Origin of the sequence: Aerococcus agrisoli (genome assembly GCF_003797145.1) — a bacterium.
Taxonomy (GTDB): domain Bacteria; phylum Bacillota; class Bacilli; order Lactobacillales; family Aerococcaceae; genus Aerococcus; species Aerococcus agrisoli.
The window spans coordinates 1-21,898 of sequence record NZ_RKMG01000001.1 but is presented as its reverse complement, the minus strand read 5'-3'; the positions used below and the strand labels follow the sequence as shown (position 1 = coordinate 21,898).

Genomic DNA, 21,898 nt, shown 5'->3' with positions numbered 1-21,898 from the left:
GTGCGTCCTTGATTGTTGGAACGCTCACCTTGATTGTTGGATTATAAAATATTTTGACCGACCGCTTTTTCAACGTTGGCGTTCACACGTTCCTTACCGATGCCCAAACTTCCTTTATGTGAAGGAATTAGAATAATGGCTGGTGTTACTTGTGTATCATAAAATTTTACGGTATCTGGAATTTGTGTGGCGATTGTTTCGGTCAAATAGATGACACCATAGCCCTCGTCGGCCATTGTACGAATGGTTTCGCGTGCTTCTTGGCCTGAAATAACAGGGTAAGCATCAAATCCAATCAATTGGAAAGGAACAACAACGTCTTTTTCACCGACAACTCCGATTTTATAAGCCATAAATTGGTTGCATCCTTTCTTCAACGACTGCTTGGTCTAATTCATATTCTTTCGCATTTAACAGCAAACGTAAATTTGCTACTTCGTTTTCTTTGAAGTAAATGTAGGCGATGACTGGCATTGGCCCAAATGGTACCCAAGCTGCTTGACGCATTTCATCAGCTTCAATTTGTTTAATGCGTTTTTCTAATTTCACAACATCGATGGGGTCTTTTGCATCAACTTTCTCATACAGTTTTCCTGCATAAGGTAGGCTCGCAAATTTTTCCACTACTCGATTATAATCTTTCGTACCTGCTAATTCGATTAATTCAGCTTTTTCAAAGGTCCCGTCATTGCTTAATACGGCCGCTAAGAATTCACGTGAACGACCTTGTTTCATGGCCCGGACAACCGTTGATAGGTTTTCAAGGTCAATCAACATCATAATCACGTTTGTCGCATCTTGGTCTTGAATATGATCTGCAATGACACGTAAATGACTGAGATAAGCTTGGTCTAACATAATAGATAAGCTATCCAAATCCTCTGTTTCATCATAGTAGCTACGTGCTTTTAACACGCCAGCCTTCATAATGTCTGGGAATTGATTCCCATCACCCGTCTTCATTAAAGTTCTTAATGCTTCAATCGAGAAACGACCAATTGGAATATACATGCTAGATAAATCTCTGTCGGTATACCATTCTTTGAATAATACCTTCAAATTATGGTAACTGTAGCGTAAGGCGAAAATATCCACCACCGCATCAACCGGCGTTTGTTCATATAAATCAGCATAGGTATCACGTAAATCACGCGTTAAGAATCCGTCAAAATCATGTGTTTTCAAGATATCTTCTGGCACATGATAATTGGTCTTTCTTAGGGCAGCAAACACGTCTTCAAGGGAGCTGGCACGAAGTAGTGCATCATAATCTTCTTTAGCAAGCAAACTACTTTCTTTGACACGAATGGATGTATCCACTTGTGCATATGTAGCGTTTGACATGAATTTCTCTCCCCTCTATTAGAATGCGTGTTTGACAAGTTTCGGTGCTAAAACAGCTTTCTTTTGTTCAATAATTGCTTCAAAAGTGAAGTTATAATCTACATCATTTTGACTAATGATAAAGCCAGAACGTTTTGGAATAAATTCCGCTGCAATTTGGACTTGATCATTGATGGCACGCACTTGATCTGCATCAAATTGATGTTGGCTAAATTCACCAATCTTCAATTCTGCATTTTCAAGCGTATCTAATTGACTGTAAGCACCTTGGATTAAACCAGTGAATTCTTCACTAGATAATTGTTGTAAGCCAACGATAGCTTCTTGGTAGACGCTGTCTAATAAGGCTTGTTTGGCTTGTAATTTTTCATTACGCAAAGTGTTCAAATAGCTTTGCTTTTGTGTTTGTAATTTTTTGGCTTCTGCCTCTTCGATGTGACGTTTTTCGTTCGCAGTTGTCTCATCTATTTGTGCTTTGGCCTTTTTTAACGCTTCATCAGTTTCAGTTTCAAATGCTTGAAGCTTCGCTTGTTCTTCTTGTTCAGCGCGCGCAAGGACTTGATTGACTAAAGTTTGAATATCCGCCATTCGACTCATCCTCCTTCTTGTGGTTTTCTATGTTTGTGTGATTAACCAACAGAAAGAACTAATAATAATGAGATAACGAATGCTAAGATTGCGTAAGTTTCTACCATGATAGAGTAGATAATTGCGTTAGATACGTTTTCTGGACGTTTTGCTAGGATTTGTAAACCAGCTGTCGCAGTAAAACCTTGCCAACGTGCTGAAATCAAACCTACAAAGGCAATTGGTAATGCAGCCATTAAGTATTGTAAACCTTGAGATAAGTCTAAACCGTTACCTAAGTTTAAGTAGATCATGATACCGATAACGAAACCATAAAGACCTTGTGTACCAGGTAATAATTGAAGAATCAATGTTTGTGCGAATTTTTCAGGTTGGTCTTTTACTAAAGCTGCTGCTGCCGCACCAGTTTCCCCAACACCACGTGCTGAACCCATACCTGAGAATAAAACTGCAACTGCGACACCTAGCATAGCAAAGATAGTACCGCCATTTTCAACAAAGAAATCAAACCATGTATTCATTTTCTGTAAACCTCCATTTATTGTTTTGAGTGACTAATTTTCTTTTACATCTTTTAAAGAAACAAATTCTTGCAAGGTGCGGATTGGCTTAAAGGCACGACCGCCACCTTCATAAAACTTACCAAAGAATTCAACGAAGATTAAACGCATACTATGTACATAAGCAGATAGTAGGGATAGGAACATGTTGAATAATTGTAAGACGATAATTAAAGCGATACCTGCTGTAAAACGTACAGGTGTCGGTAAAATTGTGAATAGGATATTGAAGGACATACCAATGGCACCACCTGAAATACCCAAGGCCATTAGACGTGTATAGGATACGAAGTCCCCTACATATGAAGACACACCGTATAAGTTATACAAACCAACAACCCCACCAACAGCTTTATTATCACTAGTAAATACCGGTACTAAAACGATACCTACAGCTGCGATAATCGCAATCCATGTGGCAATCGTAATCAGTACTGGAATACCTAACATCATACCTGCGATACCAATCGCTAAGGCAATCATCAAGCTTAACCAACCGATACCATCATTATAGGCATTTGCCCATTCTTTACGTGCTACTTGTAGGCGAATGTTTAAACATAGACCAACAAAAATATGCACATAACCAATCACCAATGAAATAATCATTAAGGTCAAGGCATCTTCCGTTGGGTTGATAATACCGAATGGTAAGGTCACCCCAAAAGCTGATCCATAAGCTAAACCAACCAACATTGTTGGATAGGATAGGATATGACCAAATGTCACAAAACGTTTGGCACCCTTACGTAAATCCATCACCTTAAGGGCGATAAAAGTACCTAACCATAACAAGGCACCATAACCAAAGTCACCCATCATCATAGCGAAGAATAACATGTAGAAGATGGCTACCCAGTTAGATGGGTCTTTTTCGCGATAATTTGGTAATGAGTACATTTCTGTAATCATTTCAAATGGTGCGACAATGCCCGAATTGTTCAATTTGATTGGCACTTCATCGGCTTCAATTTCTTCTTCAGTGATTTCTTCAAGAATGACCGCAATCTCTTGGTTATCAAAAGTGTTTTCTAGAACACTTTGTAATTCCCCAACTTGCGTTTCCTCTACCCAACCACTAAATAAGGACAATTGTTGATTGTCATAAGATAATTTCGCCGCATTTGCACGTTGGCTGCGGTTGAAGAATTCTTCGACTGCCAGCTGGATGGTGGCTTTTGATCCTTGCAGGTCTTTCAATTGGTTAACAACCTGCTTTTCATCTTCAATCAATTGTTTACGTTCTTGTTCTAATTTTTGGAAACTTGCTTCCGGTGTTTGACTGTAAGCAAAATCGACTTCAGAGAAGTAGTTTTCACTCAAAGCTGCTTGTAAGTCGTCTTTATATGTTGGTAAAGCGACAACAGCCACGCCAATTTCGTTTTCGTCTGCAAAGATTTCTTCGACCGCTACATGTTCATTTGCCTTCAATTGGTTAAAATGAACGCGATTTTCGTCATTTGGAATGGTCCCCAAACGCACGTCGAATAGATCAAGTGCTGTCAGACTTTGTGGATCCACGGATAAGGCACGCCATTTTGCGATGGCCGTTTGTTCGTCTTCCACATGTTGGCGTTGGTCTTGAATATCATTACGTTTTTGACGTAAGGCTTCCACTTGTTCGATAAGGGCCAAGGCTGCATCATCATCTACACTTTCATGTAGTTGATCCATGGTCATTTCTGGCCGTTTCGCAGTAATCTTTTCTTTTAAAGAAACTTTTGATTGATATTGGCTCAAGAACTTTAAGACTTCGCGACCACGTTCGTACAAAACTTGATAGTCGTTTTGATTTTGGTAGTTGTTATTGAAGGTTAAGTCATCACCGGTAATCTTTAAAGATAAGTCACTGACTTCAATATTTTGCATCGTTTGTAAGGTGTATAACAATTTTTCCTTGTTACTTGGCGCCGTCACAAGCGATACTTTTTGCATCTTAGCGATTGCCATAACTATTTTTCACCTCCGAAATTACAACTGATACTAAAGCAGGCAAGTCATTCTGGAATTTATCTTTCAATTCTTGAATTTCTTGATCATTCTTAGCTTTTTCTTCAGCTTGATAAGCTTGTAACACTTTTTGGTTCGCATCTACTTGCGCTTGTTGAAAGGCGGTTACAGCTGCATCCTTTTCAGATGCCCATGTTGCTATTTGACGTTCTTTATCAGCTGATAAAGCTTCACGTTTTTCCTCATATTGTTTGACAAGGTCTTTCGTAGCCTTTTCAGTATCGACAATTTGTTCTAAAGTTTTGCTGGTCAATTCATTCACCTCCCTAAAGCGATATAACACTTTAATTATAACAAAGAAAACGCTTATTTAAAATATTAATACAATCTGATAAACAAGCCACCTTATCCATAAAAATGCCCGATATCATTGCATTTCTTAGGCGTCCAATTTGGGCTTGCGGCTGGCATTTTTGCGTTTCAGTCTTAGTTCTGCAAAGAAGTCTTGCAAGAGTTTTTGACACTCATCATGCATGACACCACCCGTTACGCCTACTTGATGGTTAAAACGACTGTCCTGCAGTAAATTCATGAGCGTGCCCGCCGTTCCACCCTTTTGGTCATAAGCGCCAAAGTATACATGACGTACACGGCTTTGGATCATGGCACCTGAACACATGGGACACGGCTCAAGCGTGACATATAAATCCGCATCCATTAGTCGCCAAGAATCCCGGTTTTTATTGGCTTCTTGAATGGCAATCATTTCCGCATGCGTGGTCGCATTCTGGCTGTTTTCCCGCAAATTATGCCCCCGCCCGATGATTTCACCATCGTAGACAACGACCGCCCCAATCGGTACTTCACCGATGGCCGCCGCTTTATTTGCTTCATCAATTGCAGCTTGCATGAATTTTACTTGTTCTTCTGGGAGATCACTTAAGCGTTCGTGATTTTCTTCCGTCATGCCACACCTCTTTCTTTTTTAAATCATGGCTAATTTTACCACTTTATGACAGGCATACCAACAGCTATCCTAGTGTGTCAAAGGAGATTGAGACTTTTCTTCCTATTAACTAGTGGTCTATAAAATATTTTTTTCTTTTGAAAATAAACACTTGATTTGAAAACGGTAACATTATATAATATAGGTGTAAATAACTTGTATAGACAAGTTAGTTGAATTTTGCAATATGGGTTGCTGTTAGAAACAGCTGTTGTCAGACATTAAGGAGGAGAAAAAATGAGTGATTTCAAACAAGATGCCACAGCCTTGTTAGCAGACATTGGTGGTAAAGAAAACATCGGCGCGGTAACGCACTGTGCCACACGTATGCGTTTCGTTTTGAACGATCCAAGCAAAGCGGACGTGAAAGCAATTGAAGAGTTGGATTCTGTAAAAGGTACTTTTACCCAAGCAGGTCAATTCCAAGTCATCATCGGGAACAAGGTTGCAGAGTTTTATAATGACTTCCAAGCCGTTTCAGGTGTAACTGGTACTTCTAAGGAAGAAGTGAAAGCGCTTGCCGCTAGTCAACAACAAAACTGGCTACAAAAAGCCATGACTTTCTTAGCTGAAGTATTCGCCCCTATTATTCCAGCCATTATTGTTGGGGGTCTTATCTTAGGTTTCCGTAACGTACTTGAAGGTGTGCCAATGTCATTCCTTGGCCAAAAAATCGTTGAGGGTGTTGCCCAAACAGCAGCCGACGGTACACCAATTTACAACACAATCGTTAACGTATCGCCTTTCTGGGCGGGTGTGAATAGCTTCCTTTGGTTACCAGGTGAAGCCATCTTCCACTTCTTGCCAGTAGGTATTACATGGTCTGTTACGCGTAAAATGGGTACAACCCAAATTTTAGGTATTGTTTTAGGTATTACATTAGTATCACCACAATTATTAAACGCTTATGCAGCACCTGCAGCCTTAGCCGCTGGTGAGGTACCACAATGGGACTTCGGATTCTTCCAAATTGACATGATTGGTTACCAAGCACAAGTATTACCAGCGATTTTCGCCGGTTTAGCACTATCTTGGTTAGAAATCTTCTGGCGTAAACACATCCCAGAAATGATTTCAATGATCTTCGTACCATTCCTTTCATTAGTACCAGCCATCATTTTGGCTCATACTGTTTTAGGTCCTATTGGTTGGGCAATTGGTACATTTATCTCAGGTATCGTATACGCAGGTTTAACTGGTCCAGTTTCATGGTTATTCGGTCTAATCTTCGGTGCCCTATACTCTCCATTAGTAATTACAGGTTTACACCACATGACCAACGCTATCGATACGCAATTAATCGCTGACTTCGGTGGTACAGGTCTATGGCCAATGATTGCCCTATCAAACATCGCCCAAGCATCTGCTGTAATGGGTATCTGGTGGGCAACTCGTCACGATGAAAAAGAAAGCCAAATCACTATCCCATCAGCTGTTTCAGCTTACTTAGGGGTAACAGAACCTGCCATGTTCGGTGTAACCATTAAATATGTTTACCCATTCGTCGCAGCCATGATTGGTTCAGGTTTAGCCGGTCTATTAACAACAAGTGTTGGTATTACCGCTAACTCAATCGGTGTCGGTGGTTTACCTGGTATCTTAGCCATTCAATTCCAATACTGGGGTTGGTTCGCATTAGCAATGCTTATCGCAATTGTGGTACCATTTGCATTGACATTAGTCTTCAGAAAAACTGGCTTCTTAGCGAAAAACAAACTAGACTTCAACGTAAAATTTTAAATAGCGGATATCCGTAAACAAAGCGCTCGCCTTGGTAGACAACCACGGGCGAGCATTTTTTTCTCAAAGGAAAAGGAGGAAGGATTCATATGACAAACAATCTTGGCAAAAAGGTGATCTACCAGATTTACCCAAAATCTTTCAACGACGCTAACGGCGACGGCTTCGGTGATTTTAGAGGCATCATCGAAAAATTAGACTACTTAGAAAAATTAGGCATCGACATGATTTGGCTTAACCCATTCTATCCGTCTCCCCAACATGACAATGGCTATGACATTTCAGACTACACGGCCATTGATCCACGTTTTGGGACCATGGACGACTTCACAGAATTAGCTCAAAAAGCCAAAGCCCGCGGCATCGACATCATGCTCGACATGCCATTAAACCATTCTTCTACTGACCATGAATGGTTCCAAAAAGCGCTAGCAGGCGACGAGGAATACCAGGAGTATTACTACTTACGCCCTTTGAAAGCAGATGGTAGTCTACCGACCAACTGGGAATCCAAATTTGGTGGGCCTGCTTGGGCACAATTTGGTGATACCGACCTCTATTATCTGCATCTATACGATGTCACCCAAGCCGATCTAAACTGGCATAATCCAAAAGTGCGCGAAGCTCTTTTTGACATCTTACGCTTCTGGATTGATAAGGGTGTGGGTGGTTTCCGTTTCGACGTGATGAATGTGGTTGGTAAGAGCGAGATCCTAGAAGACTCGATTGACGGGCCGGGTTCGACGCAAGAGAAGCGTCTGTACACGGATACGGAGAATTCGCATCGTTGGGTAAAGGAGATGGCGACGTCTACCTTTGGCGATATCGAGGGCTTTGTGACGGTCGGCGAGATGTCTTCGACGACAATCGAGGATGGTGTGCGCTATACCAATCCGGATGAAGAGAAATTGTCTATGATTTTCTCCTTCCACCATTTAAAAGTCGATTATCTGGACGGCGAAAAATGGTCGAAAGTAGCTTTCGATTTCCAAAGCTTGAAAGAGATTTTAAATGATTGGCAAAAAGGCATGTCGGACGGTAATGGTTGGAACGCTTTGTTCTGGAATAACCACGACCAACCGCGCGCCAACTCACGCTTCGGCGACACGGTCAACTATCCGTATGAAACAGCCACCATGTTGGCACAAACCATTCATTTCATGCGCGGTACACCTTACGTCTTTGAAGGTGAGGAAATTGGGATGACCAACCCTGACTTCACAGATATCAACGATTACAATGATATTGAGACTTGGAACAACTACAAGATTTTATTGGATAAGGGACTTTCTGAGGAAGAAACCATGGAAATTATCCAGTTCAAATCACGTGACACATCACGTACCCCAATGCAATGGGATGATTCAGAAAATGCCGGTTTTACAACAGGTACGCCGTGGTTGAAAGTTGCGGATAATTATAAGGACATTAATGTGGCCAAGGAATTGGAAAGTGGCAAAATTTTCCCTTACTACCAACAATTGATTAAGTTGCGTCATGATATGCCGATTATCCAAGATGGTGCTTATCATGAGTTGTTGACGGACCACCCTGAAGTCTTGGCTTACTACCGAACTTTGGATGACCAAGTCTTGTATGTGTTCAGTCATTTCTACCCTGGCACCACTACTGTGACCTTGCCGGATAGTGTTGATTTAAATCGCAGCTATGACAAATTACTTGGTAATGATGTGCTTGATACATTTACCCGTGAATTTGATTTAGGACCATACGAAACGGTTGCCTTCATTACGAAATAGATTTGAATAAAGGAAAAAGCCTTCAAGTTGAAACTTGGAGGCTTTTCTTTGTGTTCATATCTATCTTTATGAGCCTTCGGCTTGTCGTGTATAGTCCTTTAAAAGCCGTGGGACCTCCGAGAGCCTTGGTCTCTCGGCTTGAAATCGAGCCAAGGTCTCGATTTCATCCTTCTTCACGGCTAAAGGACATACACCTCCGCCTGCGGCTAAAAATTTGAAGTCCTGTTGATTGTGGCGTTTCATTTTCACCCTAATATTTTATTATTTGTGAAGGGCCGGTGATTGCACAAGCCCTTCCTATAGGCACTATTGCCTGTGTTTAAATACGGAATCCTGTAGTTGAATCAAAGGCATGAAAAAAGACTAGAACATTTGCCCTAGTCTTCTTTCGTTTATTTTAGGGCGTCGCCATCGCGTTCCCCTGTACGTATACGAATTGCTTCGTCAATTGTGGAAATAAAGATTTTGCCATCGCCAACTTCACCTGTGCTAACTAGCTTGCAGATTAGGTCAACGATTCCGTCAACGCGATCGTCTGATGTGACAATCTCTACTTTGACTTTGGCTAGTAAGGTTGGTAATACTTTTTGACCACGGACAATTTCCGCGAAGCCTTGTTGATTACCGTTTCCTAGTACTTGACTAATAGTCATGCCGCTTGTGAAACCAGCTTTTGATAAGCCGTATTTTAAATCTTCTAATCGATCTGGTCGAATGATAGCTTCGATTTTTTTCATAGTCATCTTCCTCTCCCTACGTTATTAGGAATCAATTCCCATAAATGTTGGATATGCTGTTTCTTCGTGTTCAGAATCATCAAGACCGACAGCTTCTGCACGTTCAGAGACACGAATTGGCATGAAGAAACTGATTACTTTTACAATAACAAAAGTACCGATAGCTGACCAAGCGATAGTAAATAGGATTGCAGCGATTGTTACGAACAGTAAGTTACCGCTACCGTATAAGATACCAACGTTTGCTGGGTCTAAAGCGTATTCTGGAAGTGTGAAGATACCTGTTACGATACCACCGAAAATACCACCAATACCGTGACAACCGAATGCGTCTAATGCGTCATCGTAACCTAATTTCGGTTTCAAGTAAGAAATTGCAAAGTAACATACTGGACTAACTAGCAAACCGATAACAACGGCACTCCATAGAGAAACGAAACCAGCACCTGGTGTAATAGCAACCAATCCGGCAACTAAACCTGTTGATGCACCGACAAGTGAGTAGTGTCCAGTTTTAAAGCGTTCAATTAACATCCAAGATAACATTGCTGATGCTGCTGATAAATGTGTTGTGATTAAGGCATGTACAGCTTGACCGTTTGCAGCTAAAGCAGAACCTGCGTTAAAGCCGAACCAACCAAACCAAAGGATACCTGCACCTAATAGTACGAAAGGTACGTTATGTGGACGGAAGACTAAACGACCGTGATCGCGACGTTTCCCAACCATCAAGGCTAAGACTAAACCTGAAACACCAGATGTGATATGGACAACATCACCACCAGCGAAGTCAAGTGTACCCCATTGAGCTAAAAGACCTTCGTCCCAAACCATATGTGCAAATGGGAAGTATACTACGAACAACCATGCGACGATAAAAATTAATAGTGCTGAAAAACGCATGCGTCCAGCTACAGCTCCTGTAAGGATTGCTACCGTAATAATCGGGAACATCATTTGGAATGCTGCGAATAAAGTATCAGGAATTTCTAAACCACGTGTAGAATCAGTTTCGCTCAATCCGTTAAAGAATAGATGTGAGAAATCTCCGATAAGACTACCTTCTCCACCAAAAGAAAGAGAATAACCTACAACAAACCAGATAACAGATACTATGGCAATGGGTGCCACACTCATCATCATCGTGTTGATGACGTTTTTACGACGATCTAAACCGCCATAGAAAAATGCTAATCCGGGTGTCATGAAAAATACCAAAGCCGAACAGACAATAATAAAAGCAATACTTCCAGTATCCATAAAAAGACCTCTTTTCTATACACATGTTAGGAAACCTTACATAATTTTTGTTTTTCCAGTTGTATGTTAGATAATATATCGAAAGTTTCTCATCATGTAAACATTTTTTTGAAAACTTTCTTAGTTTTTTATTAAAACTTTCTCATATTATGCTTATAGTTTAAAAAAATTGGCGGTGTAAAAGGGTTTTTTGCGCATTTCCTAACATTCGTCTCTCATAAACAGGACAATATTGCACTTTTCATTGAACAAAAAAGAGAGATATTGGTCAAAAACGACCAATATCTCTCATCAAAAGTTTATTTAAATACCCAAGAAATGTTGGATGGTACCATTTTCCCACATAATATAAAAAGCTAGGCCAATAAATACAACAGGGATAATGATTTTCTCATATTTTTCGATAGTTTCAGCAATAAATGGCAAACGACTGAAACGATAGGCAATGTAACATAAGGCTGAGACCCCTATAACAAAGACGGCAATAGCTACTAGGATTTGCCCCCAGTCAAGGCTGGCAAAGTAAGGAATGTAAATACCTACATTATCACCACCGGACGCGATAGTGACTAAGGTTACCGTCCAAAATAATGATTTATTACCACGCGCTTCAAATTTTTCCATGGCTTCATCGGCCTCATCTTCGTCTTTGAAGATTGCACGAACCCCTAAAAATAAGGGTATTAGACCAAGTGTTCCAACCATCCACTCTTCTGGCACCATATTCAAAATATAAGCAAAATAGAGGCTAATCAAAACAAGCCATGCCGTTCCAGCATACTCCCCAATATACACTTGGCGGCGATCTGCTTTACGTGTCAGCTTGGCCAAAATCATGGTTAGGATAATTAGGTAGTCGATAGATGTAGCGATAAAAACGATGATAGCGGAAATAATTGTCTGCATAGTTAGTCCTTTCAAAATGTCTTTTCTGAAGCTTAGTATACAGTAAAAAGGCACTTTCCACACAGGAATAGCGCCTTTTTCACATCATTCATATCAACATTAATGCGACATCCGGCGGGCAAATTCAGCAAAACGGAATTTGTCGATTTGATGATGGGATGAAGTGAATTGGAAAAATGTAGCATCTTCCAAATACACGTGACTATTCACACGAATAATATAGTCATCCGGTCCAATCCCCATCTGAATTTGATCAGTCGGGTCCGCTTTTTGTGCGACGATTTCCTTATTGGCAAAGGAAATTTCCAAGCCTAACTCACCCTCCAAGTATTGATACATGGAGATACTAGCGATTTCAGTTGGGATATGGTCCACAACTTTCCGGCGTAGATAATCATGGTCGACAATGACATTCATCCCGTCCATTTCACGATTACGCACTAAATGAATGAACTCCTCGCCTTCTTCCACGCCATCCACTCCAATTAGGTGCTGCGGTGCGGGAATGACTTCGTTGACGAGGACAGTCGTTTTACTTTGGAAGTGCTGTGCTTCCTGCAATTCTTTATAAGACGTCAGCCCAGAAATGGGAAAAGAAAAGCGTGCATAGTCAAGGACAATTGCGCCCTTACCTTGCTTCTTCTGAATAAATCCTGTTTCTTCCAATCGTTTTTGGGCTTTTCGAATGGTTTCACGCGAGACATGATAAATTTTGGCCAGGTCATTTTCGCTGGGCAATAATTGACCAACGGGGTAATGTCCCTGGCGAATTTTCTCCTGAATGTCTGCGGAAATAAATTCGAACTTAAACATTTCCGTCACCTACTTCTCTTGATACATGTGCTTGTTGCGGTTCTAGCCTAAATATTCCAAATATAAATCACAAATGTCATCACCAAATAAAGTCGCCATGACATACTCTTTGTAGGTTAATAGGTCAATATCCATGGCAATGCTGACGTTTTGTGGACGACCAGTACGGCCATCAAAATCAATCACTGTTTGCCCGTATGTATATTCACCCTTGGTTTCAATCGCCAAGTTGGCATAGTACACTTCGGTAAAAATTTCTGGATGCAAATAGCCGACAACTGCCACTAAATCGTGGATGACTGTTCCGACTGTACCTTCGTTTTTAAAGGCATTTAGGATATAGGCATCGAACATTTCACGAATCATACCGCCAAGTTCACCACCAGCAAGGCGCATAAATTCTAGGTCATTCATATCCAACAGCGATTGTCCTGTAACATCAAGACCAATCATTGTAATCGGAACGGCTTCGCCCAGTGCCTTGAACACGATATCTACAGATACCGGGTCAAACCAGTAGTTAAACTCGGCCACGGGCCCGACATTCCCACCTTGAGCAGCGCCACCCATCGTAGTGATAGAGCGCAATTGTTTCATGGTTGCGACATCTTTTTCCACCGCTAAGGCAATATTCGTTAAGGGGCCAAGTGCAATCAAGTCGACTTCGCCCGGGTTGGCCTTAATGGTGTCCAAGATAAAATCAACGGCATGCGTTTCTTGAATCAGGCTTTCGTCGTAAGGGAAATCGACGCCACCCATGCCGTTAGAGCCGTGGATTTCACCGGTCGCATTCTCGCGGGCTGGTTTATTTTCTTTTAAAGAAACGTAATCATTGTTGGCACCTGGATAGATGTTGACACGGCCATCGAAATAGGTTGCGACACGAACGGCGTTGGTCGTTGTCATGCCAAGCCCCTTGTTCCCCGCAACGGTTGTAAAGCCTAAAATGTCTAATGACGGATCACTTAAAGCCGTCATTAAGGCTACCGCATCATCAATCCCAGGGTCTGTATCAATGATTACTTTGCGTTTATCCATACTAATTCCTCCCAAATTCAAATTGTCTATACAAATTTATTAACTACATTATAGCATGTAAGCGCTTAAAATATCTAAATTATCTCAGTTTTCTCGTGTTCTGGTGAAGTAGGGCGTTGGACCTGGTTTAGGGGGCGCTCACTTTGGGGCATTGCATTTAATTTGTACGAAAAATACGAAATTTGGACACAGTGACGGTCTGTTGTACCCTTTATGAGAAAAAATGGACCGATAAACCACTTGTATGAACCAACCTCCAAAAATGGGCTCAAAGGCACCTTCGATGTGACCTTTTTTTCTCATTTTTGATAGATCAGCCCCATGATGTAGCCAAATAACGTTTATTTTAAATTGAATACATACAATACCAAAATTAAATCGTTTTCTCCTAGCGCTAGCTACCCTAAACTCCCGCGCTCACATCCTGTGAAGTTGAGTTCGGACCTCACATCCTATGAAGTTGAGTTCGCTTGGGCAGACAGGTCTCCACTTCAGAGATATTTGCAGCAAGCTGCGCTTGCTACTACATATCTCTTCCAGTGCTACCTGTCTGAACGCCCGCGCTCACATCCTATCTTTACCTATTTCTTGGAAAGTGTGCGACAACTTGTAAGTGAGTGGATAAGGCGCGCAAAATTTTCGCCAAGGCATCCAAATCACCAATCATATTAGAAGGATCTGCCTCAATAAAGAAACCATAACGGAAAGGCTTCAAGGGAATCGGACGCGCATTTAAGCCTAGCAAGTTTACACGGTAAACATCCAAAACTTGAAGCAACTTAGCCAAAGCACCTGGCTCATGCGGCGTCTCAATATAAAACATCAAAATATCATGTTGATTTTCACGGTCAATTTCGTTGTAACGTTCAAACACCAAAAAGCGCGTCATATTGCCCGCTTCGTCATAGGCAGCCGGCTCCAAAGCCTGTAAACCATACAACTCACCCGCACGCGGACTCGCAATCGCCGCCTTAGTCGGGTCACCCTCTTTAGCAATAAACTCCGCCGAAACCGCCGTATCTATATAGGCCACCTGATTCATATTCGGATAGCGATCAAACAACAATTTACATTGCGTCAAAGCCTCCGGATGTGAATACACCTCAGTCACCTGATGGATATCTGCCCCCGGCACACCCCATAACACATGGTTCACAGGTTGATAATGCTCATAACGCGCCACAACCGGCTGATAACGCACCAAATCCATCGTCCGCGCAATCAAACCCGTCGTCGAATTCTCAATTGGCATCACAATACGGTCCACCTTGTTATCCACCAAATCCTCAACCATTGGCGGAAAATCGTCATACGAAGCAATCTCCAATCGCGGATCATCATAAGACAACTGTAGCTGTTCAGAAATAAAAGCAATCGTCGCCGCTTCACTATACGCACCCGGGACCCCTTGATAACCAATTCTCATCATTTATTCACCCTTCTTTTTAAAATCTCATATTGCTAAGTTTAACAGTTTCACCGGCAATTGTCATTGAAGATTCTGCAGTTATACGCTATAGCATCCACTTATAATTTCAGATAAAAAAGAACTAAGAAAATATTTATTTTCCTTAGTTCTTTTTATAGCATTTTAATTTGGAGTATATTGATACATTAATGTAACAAAATCATAAGGTAAAATCGTATCTGTTTCGGCCAATTCTTTTTCAATGGCGTTAACAACCTTAGCACCTTTCAAAAATTCATTATCTAACGTGATTGTTTCCTTTGTCGGATTTGATAATCGGACTATAAACGAATCCTCATTTGAATATGATGGATATATTGAGGATACTATTAGATTTTCCGGAACCGAGAATAACGAATATTCTAATTCAAGTTTATTTGAACTTTGTAGCGGCCAAATTTTATTATCAAGTCGATTAATAAATTTGTTCAACATTTGACGTTGATAAGATACCGAAGGACTTACCCAATCTTGGGCAATCTTAGCAATGATTGTTTCATCAAATTTTCCCTGTCCGACTCTCAAAGCAAAAGAAAATGAATTTTCTCCTAATTCTTGAGCCATTGGGGTTGGCATCATAATATGCCCTTCATTTGTAGTATCTCCAGAAGCTCTACCAGGGCGCCATGCTAGGTCCGGTTTTCCAAGTTCACCTGTGGTACTCATTAATGTGATGAAAAGACTATCATCAATTCTCTCATATTCCTTCAATCCCTCTCCAAAAAAGGTGAAATAATTATCCACATTTTGAACACTAACAGTTTTATCAAAAATTTTAATATTAACTGGTTTTTCTACATATGATTTGTTCCAATCTTCTGATATTTCTTCTACTGTGTTCTCAATAAATCCGTTCTGTATTTGAGCAATTGATTTTTGGTCGTTATTCAATTCTGAAATTTGAAGTCTTAATCTATGTGATAAAATTTTATTATTTATATGGATATTACCTCTAATTAAGTCTGAACCATTTGATAAGTTCAAAGTAAGCTTAACTTTCAAATCTCCATAGTTTGGATTTTCTGAAAGTCTATCCGGTAAATCATATGGTAAATTCATTTCTCCAAAAATTTCCATAGTCTTTGTATTACCTAATTCAGATACTTTAGCCGAATTAAAAGTAAATAGTTTCTCTTCGTCTCCTAATAAAGGCGAAAAATCATACGTATCTCCATCATTTGCACAGTCTACAATAGAAATTCGGCTGATACTCTTATCTTTTAGAGATTGTAGTTCAATTGCATCTTCAGAAAACTTAACTTTATAATATTCATTTTCGATATACGCATAATCTGAATCTTGACTTACAGTTCTCGATTGGAGCTCATGATCCGAGGTTTCAAATCTAATTACTTTATAACCTAAAGCTGGCAGGTCGATATTAATTTGAATATCCAACTCATAATAAGGAGGTTCATCAATGAAAATATGACCTTTTGGAATTTCTCTTTTTATATTTTGTCGTGCTGGATAATATTTTTCACCTACTAAAATTGGACTCAATCCATTTTCAAATTTAATATTCTTATCTGGGGCAACAACATGAACTACTTTGTTACCATTAAAGGGTTTAGCATCCGTATTAAATACGATAATTTCATTTTCTTTTAAGTTTAAAAATTCTGCAATTCTCTTAGCAACCAGATTTTCAATTCCATCTGCTAACTCATTCGCCTGTTTAAATCGATGATGGATATCCACAGCCACATTATCTGAAACACATCCTCCGATGCTATCATGTGCTTGGTTTTCTAATAATTTTTTCCAGGCTTTAACTAACAATCCCTTTCCAATTGTAATTCCCAATCCTTTAGCAATAGCTAATAGGGGTTCAACCCTGCGAATTAGTTTTTGTTCTAATTTATAATTTTCTAGCTTAATCTGTGTTCTAACTGAACCTATTGATCTATGAATTCTAGAGTAAACAGGTTCTCTAAGTTCACCTTTATATGATGGTAAATTTTCCTTATTCCTAATTATATTAACGAAAGTTGGATAGTCACTGATAACATTTTCGTATTTGCTGATTTTATTAATATTTTGAACAACATCATCAAAATTCTCTACCATGCTTTTTTGATCTATACCAGACGGTATTAAAATATCGTCATTATTACCATGGATACTATTAAATTCAATAGCTGGATCTAAACGATCATTTACAAATTCTGTTAAATCATCTAATGCATCCGTATAAAGTAAACCAGTCATATATCCAAAAGGAAAATTAACGGCATAAACCTTTTTATTTCCCAACCCTTTCCATACAAAATATGGGGATTCTACAAGTTTTTCAAAATTTAAGCCTCTCCAACTTAAAAAATTATCAATTCCTGCATGTTGCAAAATTGTTGGCAATTGTGCATTAAACCCAAAGGTATCTGGTAAATAACCTAACATCATAGGATTTCCATATTTTAACGAAGTCTCATTTATCCCTATAATTAAGTTCCTTAAAATAGATTCTGCATCTACCAACAATGCATCCGTTTGAGTATACCAAGGGCCAACAAATAATTTGTTTTCTCTTACCAATTTCCGTATAACTTCAATTTTTTCAGGATGAATTTCTACATATTCATCAATAATCGAAGATTGTCCATCTAATGTAAAATTTACTTTTTCATTTCTCGTCAATTCATCAAGCATTTCAGTAAACACTTGATCGCTCAAAACAAGGGCATCAGAGGTTGTAAAATACCATTCTCTATCCCAGTGTGTATGTTGTACAAAATGTGCTTTTGGCATCAATTGGTTCTCCTCTCACACAAATCAATCAGATTTTCTACGACTCTTCTTTAACATTGCCACCTTTAAAATTAATTTGTTTTAAAGTCTTAACCATTAAAGCAGTTACCAACCCTCCAACTGCAATTGCTACAATGTACATTACAGGGTTTGATGTAAACGGAATAGCCATAAATGTTGATAACATCGTTTGCTGTGTGATATTAAAAGCCCCATTAATAGCGCCTGAAACTGCTGTACCAACCACAATACTTGGAATAACTCTAATAGGATCTGAAACTGCGAATGGAATTGTACCTTCCGTGATACCCACTAACCCCATTAACATAGCTGTTCTTCCATTTTCAATTTCTTCCGCTGTATATAGTTTTTTATTTAATAAAGTTGCAAGGAACATCCCCAAAGGTGGAATAGCAATACCTAGTAGCATGGCTGTACTAGCTCCATAACCACCGGAAGTAAAGCTCGCTACACCAAATGCATAAGCAATTTTATTAATCGGACCACCCATATCAAATGCCATCATTCCACCCAAGATTGCTCCAAGTAAGATTGCATTTGCACCAGACATACTATTTAGCCATGCAGTTAAAGATTCAGTCATAGCAGAAATTGGAGTACCTATTACATACCATAGAACCAACCCCACAACACCCGTACTAATGAATGGAATAATTATTAATGTTTTCAAAGTCATGATTTGTGGTGGAATAGGCATTTTCTTTAATAAATTCACCAAATATCCAACAGCTAAACCAGTAAACATCCCACCAATAAAACCAGTTCCCATTTCTTTCGCAATCATACCTGTGATGAAAGCTGGTGCTAACCCAGGTCGATCTGCAATTGAATAAGCAATATATCCTGAAATCATTGGCACAATAAAGTTCAATCCTGTCTGACCAATCATTCTGACAACTCCCCAGAAAGTGTCAGTTTGATCCCACACTCCAGATCCTCCAAAAATTACTGCTATCGATGTCAACAACCCGGCAGCTGTAACAAGCGGAATCATGTATGAAACCCCACTCTGAAAATGTCTTAACATTTCTTTACCTAATTTTTTCAACTCCATTATTTTCTTCCCCCTTAATTTTCAATGGCATTTATTGCATCATTAATAACTTTTTCTCCATTTTTTATAACATCAGTTGTTCCAACTTCTAAAATTTTTTTCCCCGTAAATCGGTCTCTATCAGTTACATTAGTATCTACCGCAAAAATTACTATGTCAGCCTCATTAACCTCCGTTTCCGTAATTCTATTTTCTATGCCCATTGCTCCTTGTGTCTCAACTTTTATATCCGCCCCTATTTTATTAGCAAATTTTTCTAAATTAGCCTTAGCCATATAAGTATGAGCAATACCTGCAATACAAGCTGTTACCGCAATTATTTTAACCATGATAAACCCTCCATTTTAAATTTATATGCTACTTAGGATTTGTTCGATTTCATTTTCAGTTGTTGCATTTTTAATTTCATTAACAAATTCATCATCCATCAAATGACTTGAAATATCTGCAAGAATTCTCAAATGACCATCTCCCTTATCTTTTTCCGCAATTGCTAATAAAAAAATTATGTTCACAGGATTTTCATCCAATGATTCCCATTCGATATATTTTGTTGTTTTAGCAAAAACGACTGTAGACTCTACTACAGAGCTGCTCTTGCCATGGGGAATAGCAATTCCATTACCTATTCCCGTAGTCATATGGTTTTCTCTCTCTTGAACATCTTTTATAAAGGCATGTAAGTTATTAATAAATCCATTTTTCAAAAGTAATTCAGCTAATGTCTCAACTACTTCCTCCTTAGTATTTACATCTAAATCAATAACGATATTTTCTTTATAAATTTTTTTCCCATCTATCATTCATTCACCTTCTTTATTAACGAAATAATTTCATCTTTATCCGAAACGTGTATTAATTTTTTCATTATTTCTTCATTTGATATCAATTCATTGAAAAATGAATACACCTCATTAATATTTTTCTTTGCTTCTTTATTTAGAGCGAAGAAAAATACTATTTTCACATTATCTTTATCCCATGCGATTCCATCTTTATTTACGTATATAGCAATTTTCGGCACATGTATGTATTCTATTTGAGCATGTGGCATCGAAAAACTATCTATTGCTGTTGATGAAATTTCCTCTCTGGCCATTGAACTTTCAAAGATACCTTCTTTAGCATACTTTTTACTTATTAATCTGCCACATAGTTTACTAAGCACATATTCTCGATCTTGGCTTCCATTATCTATAAAAATTAAGTCCTCATCCAAATAACCCATAAATTGATCTATAGTATGATTCTCTTCAGTATTTTTATTAATAACATCTAAGATTTTTTCCCTATCCAGCTTACCTAACAACGGACTTACTTGTACAACTGGTATATCGTGTTGAGACACTGGAATAGTACTAATTATCAAATCTTCAGTGACCAACGTTTTTTCTAAGTCTCCTAAAGACAAAACTCTGCTTACTTCAATTTCATCAAAAAACATGCTTTTAATTCTTTGTTCCAGTAGTTTTGAAGTTCCATAACCACTACTACATACAATTACGGCCTTTAATTTTAGTCTATTAATAGATGAAGCTCTTTCAAAAAAGTTCTGAATGTGTATTGCTATGTAAGCTATTTCATCATCGTTCATTTTTATTTGATAATTTTTTTCAATATTGTATACAAGCGGAATTGCAGTTTCAAATGCTAAAGGAAAAGACACTTTTATTTCTTCGGTATATGGATTATATATATTTAAATCCAATTTCAATCTAACAATAGCTGCATCTAAATGCAGAATTAAACTTTTGACTAATTCAACATCTGGATTAATCGATGCTAGTGATTCTGTAATTAAATTATGTAAATTTTTATCTTTAACATTAATTGGAGTATATGAAAACTCATTATTTAGAACGTTATTTTGAATTGCAATAACATGATTATTTAAATAGCTTTTCTCCATTTCTGGTAGAAGTAAATCAAACTCTTCCTCTACTAACTCTGATAGTAAAATTGTATTGTTCTCAATAATTCGTTTATCTGTTTCAGAATTCAATTCTTCCAAAAATAAATTATTTCTGATTCTTTCAATAGCAATTGTCAAATGAATTGCCAAGGATTGATATTCATAATCAGTTAAAATCAAACTTGTTATATTAGTGAATGTATTCAAAATTTTGGTGATTATTTTAAGATTATCTGTGTTTAAAATTTGTTCTAAATAGGTTGAAGTTTCTACCTGAAGAATTAAATTTTGACCTAGATCTTTCGAATAGCTAAGACCACCCCAGAATTGACTGATTAAGTCTGACATCAATTCTCGTTTTTCTTGCTCGGAAACATCTAGAATCATGCCATTTCGATTACTAATAATTTCAAAACCCTGATTTAAGAATTTTTTTCGTACAACTTTTAATTCACTCTCTATAGTTGATCTACTTACAAAAAACTCGTCAGCTAAATCCTGAACTTTTATAAACTCAGAAGATAAAATAAATTTAGAATAGAGCCTTATTTGACGATTTTCTTTAGAATCCGAACTGTAAAAATTTAGTGAGTTTAAGGTATCCTCAAGTTCTTTTAAATCCCCTTCTAAATACACCCCTTCTCCTTGTTTTATAGTTAAAAGTACATTAAAAGAGTTAAGGAAATCACGAACCTCATTCAAGTACTTCGCTACTGTTCTTTTTGATAATCCACTATATTCCGACAATTCTTCATAATTAGTTTTCTGTTTTTTTAGAATAAATTGGATTAATTTTTTGTGTTTGATATCAAACTGATCTATCATGGATTTCACCCTCTTTTGTATACGCTTTCATTTTAAGGTATCTAACTTGATTTTCCTATTCACTTTTCTTCAACTCTATTAATGCATTTGCTAGGTGGATAAAAGTATATATAAATTATACTAAAATATTTAGTTTAATTTATATAGGCGGATTTTATAATGAACTTA

The 21,898-nt window shown here is 38.4% G+C and carries 20 protein-coding genes; 2 read left to right on the top strand and 18 right to left on the bottom strand.

Annotated features, from left to right (window positions below; genetic code table 11):
* Nucleotides 1-41: 41 nt before the first annotated feature.
* The 7 genes from EF384_RS00100 to tadA form a co-directional block, all read right to left on the bottom strand.
* Nucleotides 42-353 carry a V-type ATP synthase subunit F gene (locus EF384_RS00100; RefSeq protein ID WP_123778975.1) on the bottom strand — a complete coding sequence of 104 codons (312 nt, stop codon included), beginning with the start codon at nt 351-353 and terminating at the stop codon, nt 42-44.
* Nucleotides 343-1,344 carry a V-type ATPase subunit gene (locus EF384_RS00095; RefSeq protein WP_123778974.1) on the bottom strand — a complete coding sequence of 334 codons (1,002 nt, stop codon included), beginning with the start codon at nt 1,342-1,344 and terminating at the stop codon, nt 343-345. The genes EF384_RS00100 and EF384_RS00095 overlap by 11 nt, the downstream gene beginning before the upstream one ends.
* 18 nt (nt 1,345-1,362) lie before the next feature.
* A complete protein-coding gene (locus tag EF384_RS00090; protein WP_123778973.1) occupies nt 1,363-1,932 on the bottom strand; it encodes a hypothetical protein in 570 nt (189 codons plus the stop codon).
* Between the two features lie 41 nt (nt 1,933-1,973).
* A complete protein-coding gene (locus EF384_RS00085) occupies nt 1,974-2,453 on the bottom strand; it encodes a V-type ATP synthase subunit K (protein WP_123778972.1) in 480 nt (159 codons plus the stop codon).
* A 33-nt stretch (nt 2,454-2,486) separates the two neighbouring features.
* On the bottom strand, nt 2,487-4,442 hold the full coding sequence (locus tag EF384_RS00080; RefSeq protein ID WP_123778971.1) for a V-type ATP synthase subunit I: 1,956 nt from the start codon (nt 4,440-4,442) through the stop codon (nt 2,487-2,489).
* Nucleotides 4,429-4,764 carry a hypothetical protein gene (locus tag EF384_RS00075; RefSeq protein WP_199729679.1) on the bottom strand — a complete coding sequence of 112 codons (336 nt, stop codon included), beginning with the start codon at nt 4,762-4,764 and terminating at the stop codon, nt 4,429-4,431. Before EF384_RS00075 ends, EF384_RS00080 begins: the two co-directional genes overlap by 14 nt.
* Nucleotides 4,765-4,881: 117 nt before the next feature.
* On the bottom strand, nt 4,882-5,409 hold the full coding sequence (tadA, locus tag EF384_RS00070) for a tRNA adenosine(34) deaminase TadA (RefSeq protein ID WP_123778969.1): 528 nt from the start codon (nt 5,407-5,409) through the stop codon (nt 4,882-4,884).
* A gap of 276 nt (nt 5,410-5,685) precedes the next feature.
* Between tadA and treP the strand changes: the two genes are divergently transcribed.
* Together treP and treC are read left to right on the top strand one after the other, a co-directional pair.
* On the top strand, nt 5,686-7,188 hold the full coding sequence (treP, locus tag EF384_RS00065; RefSeq protein ID WP_123778968.1) for a PTS system trehalose-specific EIIBC component: 1,503 nt from the start codon (nt 5,686-5,688) through the stop codon (nt 7,186-7,188).
* An 89-nt stretch (nt 7,189-7,277) separates the two neighbouring features.
* Nucleotides 7,278-8,948, top strand: a complete 1,671-nt coding sequence (treC, locus tag EF384_RS00060) for an alpha,alpha-phosphotrehalase (protein WP_123778967.1) — start codon at nt 7,278-7,280, stop codon at nt 8,946-8,948.
* 392 nt (nt 8,949-9,340) lie between these two features.
* Here the strand turns inward: treC and EF384_RS00055 are convergent, their stop codons facing one another.
* From EF384_RS00055 to EF384_RS00005, 11 genes are all read right to left on the bottom strand, one after another.
* A complete protein-coding gene (locus tag EF384_RS00055; RefSeq protein WP_123779062.1) occupies nt 9,341-9,685 on the bottom strand; it encodes a P-II family nitrogen regulator in 345 nt (114 codons plus the stop codon).
* Between the two features lie 24 nt (nt 9,686-9,709).
* Nucleotides 9,710-10,945, bottom strand: coding sequence for an ammonium transporter (locus tag EF384_RS00050; protein WP_123778966.1), 1,236 nt, complete (start codon nt 10,943-10,945; stop codon nt 9,710-9,712).
* A 303-nt stretch (nt 10,946-11,248) separates the two neighbouring features.
* Nucleotides 11,249-11,851 (bottom strand): CadD family cadmium resistance transporter, encoded by a 603-nt coding sequence (locus EF384_RS00045; protein WP_123778965.1) that lies wholly within the window; start codon nt 11,849-11,851, stop codon nt 11,249-11,251.
* 99 nt (nt 11,852-11,950) lie between these two features.
* Nucleotides 11,951-12,664 carry a trehalose operon repressor gene (treR, locus tag EF384_RS00040; protein ID WP_123778964.1) on the bottom strand — a complete coding sequence of 238 codons (714 nt, stop codon included), beginning with the start codon at nt 12,662-12,664 and terminating at the stop codon, nt 11,951-11,953.
* Between the two features lie 42 nt (nt 12,665-12,706).
* Nucleotides 12,707-13,702 (bottom strand): nucleoside hydrolase, encoded by a 996-nt coding sequence (locus EF384_RS00035; RefSeq protein WP_123778963.1) that lies wholly within the window; start codon nt 13,700-13,702, stop codon nt 12,707-12,709.
* Nucleotides 13,703-14,279: 577 nt separating this feature from the next.
* A complete protein-coding gene (locus EF384_RS00030; RefSeq protein WP_123778962.1) occupies nt 14,280-15,131 on the bottom strand; it encodes a prephenate dehydratase in 852 nt (283 codons plus the stop codon).
* Between the two features lie 162 nt (nt 15,132-15,293).
* Complete coding sequence (locus EF384_RS00025) at nt 15,294-17,918, bottom strand: glycoside hydrolase family 38 N-terminal domain-containing protein (RefSeq protein WP_123778961.1); 2,625 nt, start codon at nt 17,916-17,918, stop codon at nt 15,294-15,296.
* A gap of 37 nt (nt 17,919-17,955) precedes the next feature.
* Complete coding sequence (locus EF384_RS00020) at nt 17,956-18,993, bottom strand: PTS fructose transporter subunit IIC (protein WP_123778960.1); 1,038 nt, start codon at nt 18,991-18,993, stop codon at nt 17,956-17,958.
* 14 nt (nt 18,994-19,007) lie between these two features.
* Nucleotides 19,008-19,322: a PTS fructose transporter subunit IIB gene (locus EF384_RS00015; protein WP_123778959.1), complete on the bottom strand. Its 315-nt coding sequence runs from the start codon at nt 19,320-19,322 to the stop codon at nt 19,008-19,010.
* Nucleotides 19,323-19,343: 21 nt separating this feature from the next.
* The gene (locus tag EF384_RS00010) at nt 19,344-19,796 is read right to left on the bottom strand and encodes a PTS sugar transporter subunit IIA (RefSeq protein WP_123778958.1); all 453 of its coding nucleotides are present in this window, start codon (nt 19,794-19,796) and stop codon (nt 19,344-19,346) included.
* Entirely contained in the window at nt 19,793-21,730 is a 1,938-nt protein-coding gene (locus EF384_RS00005; RefSeq protein WP_123778957.1) for a BglG family transcription antiterminator, read from the bottom strand. Before EF384_RS00005 ends, EF384_RS00010 begins: the two co-directional genes overlap by 4 nt.
* Nucleotides 21,731-21,898 lie beyond the last annotated feature (168 nt).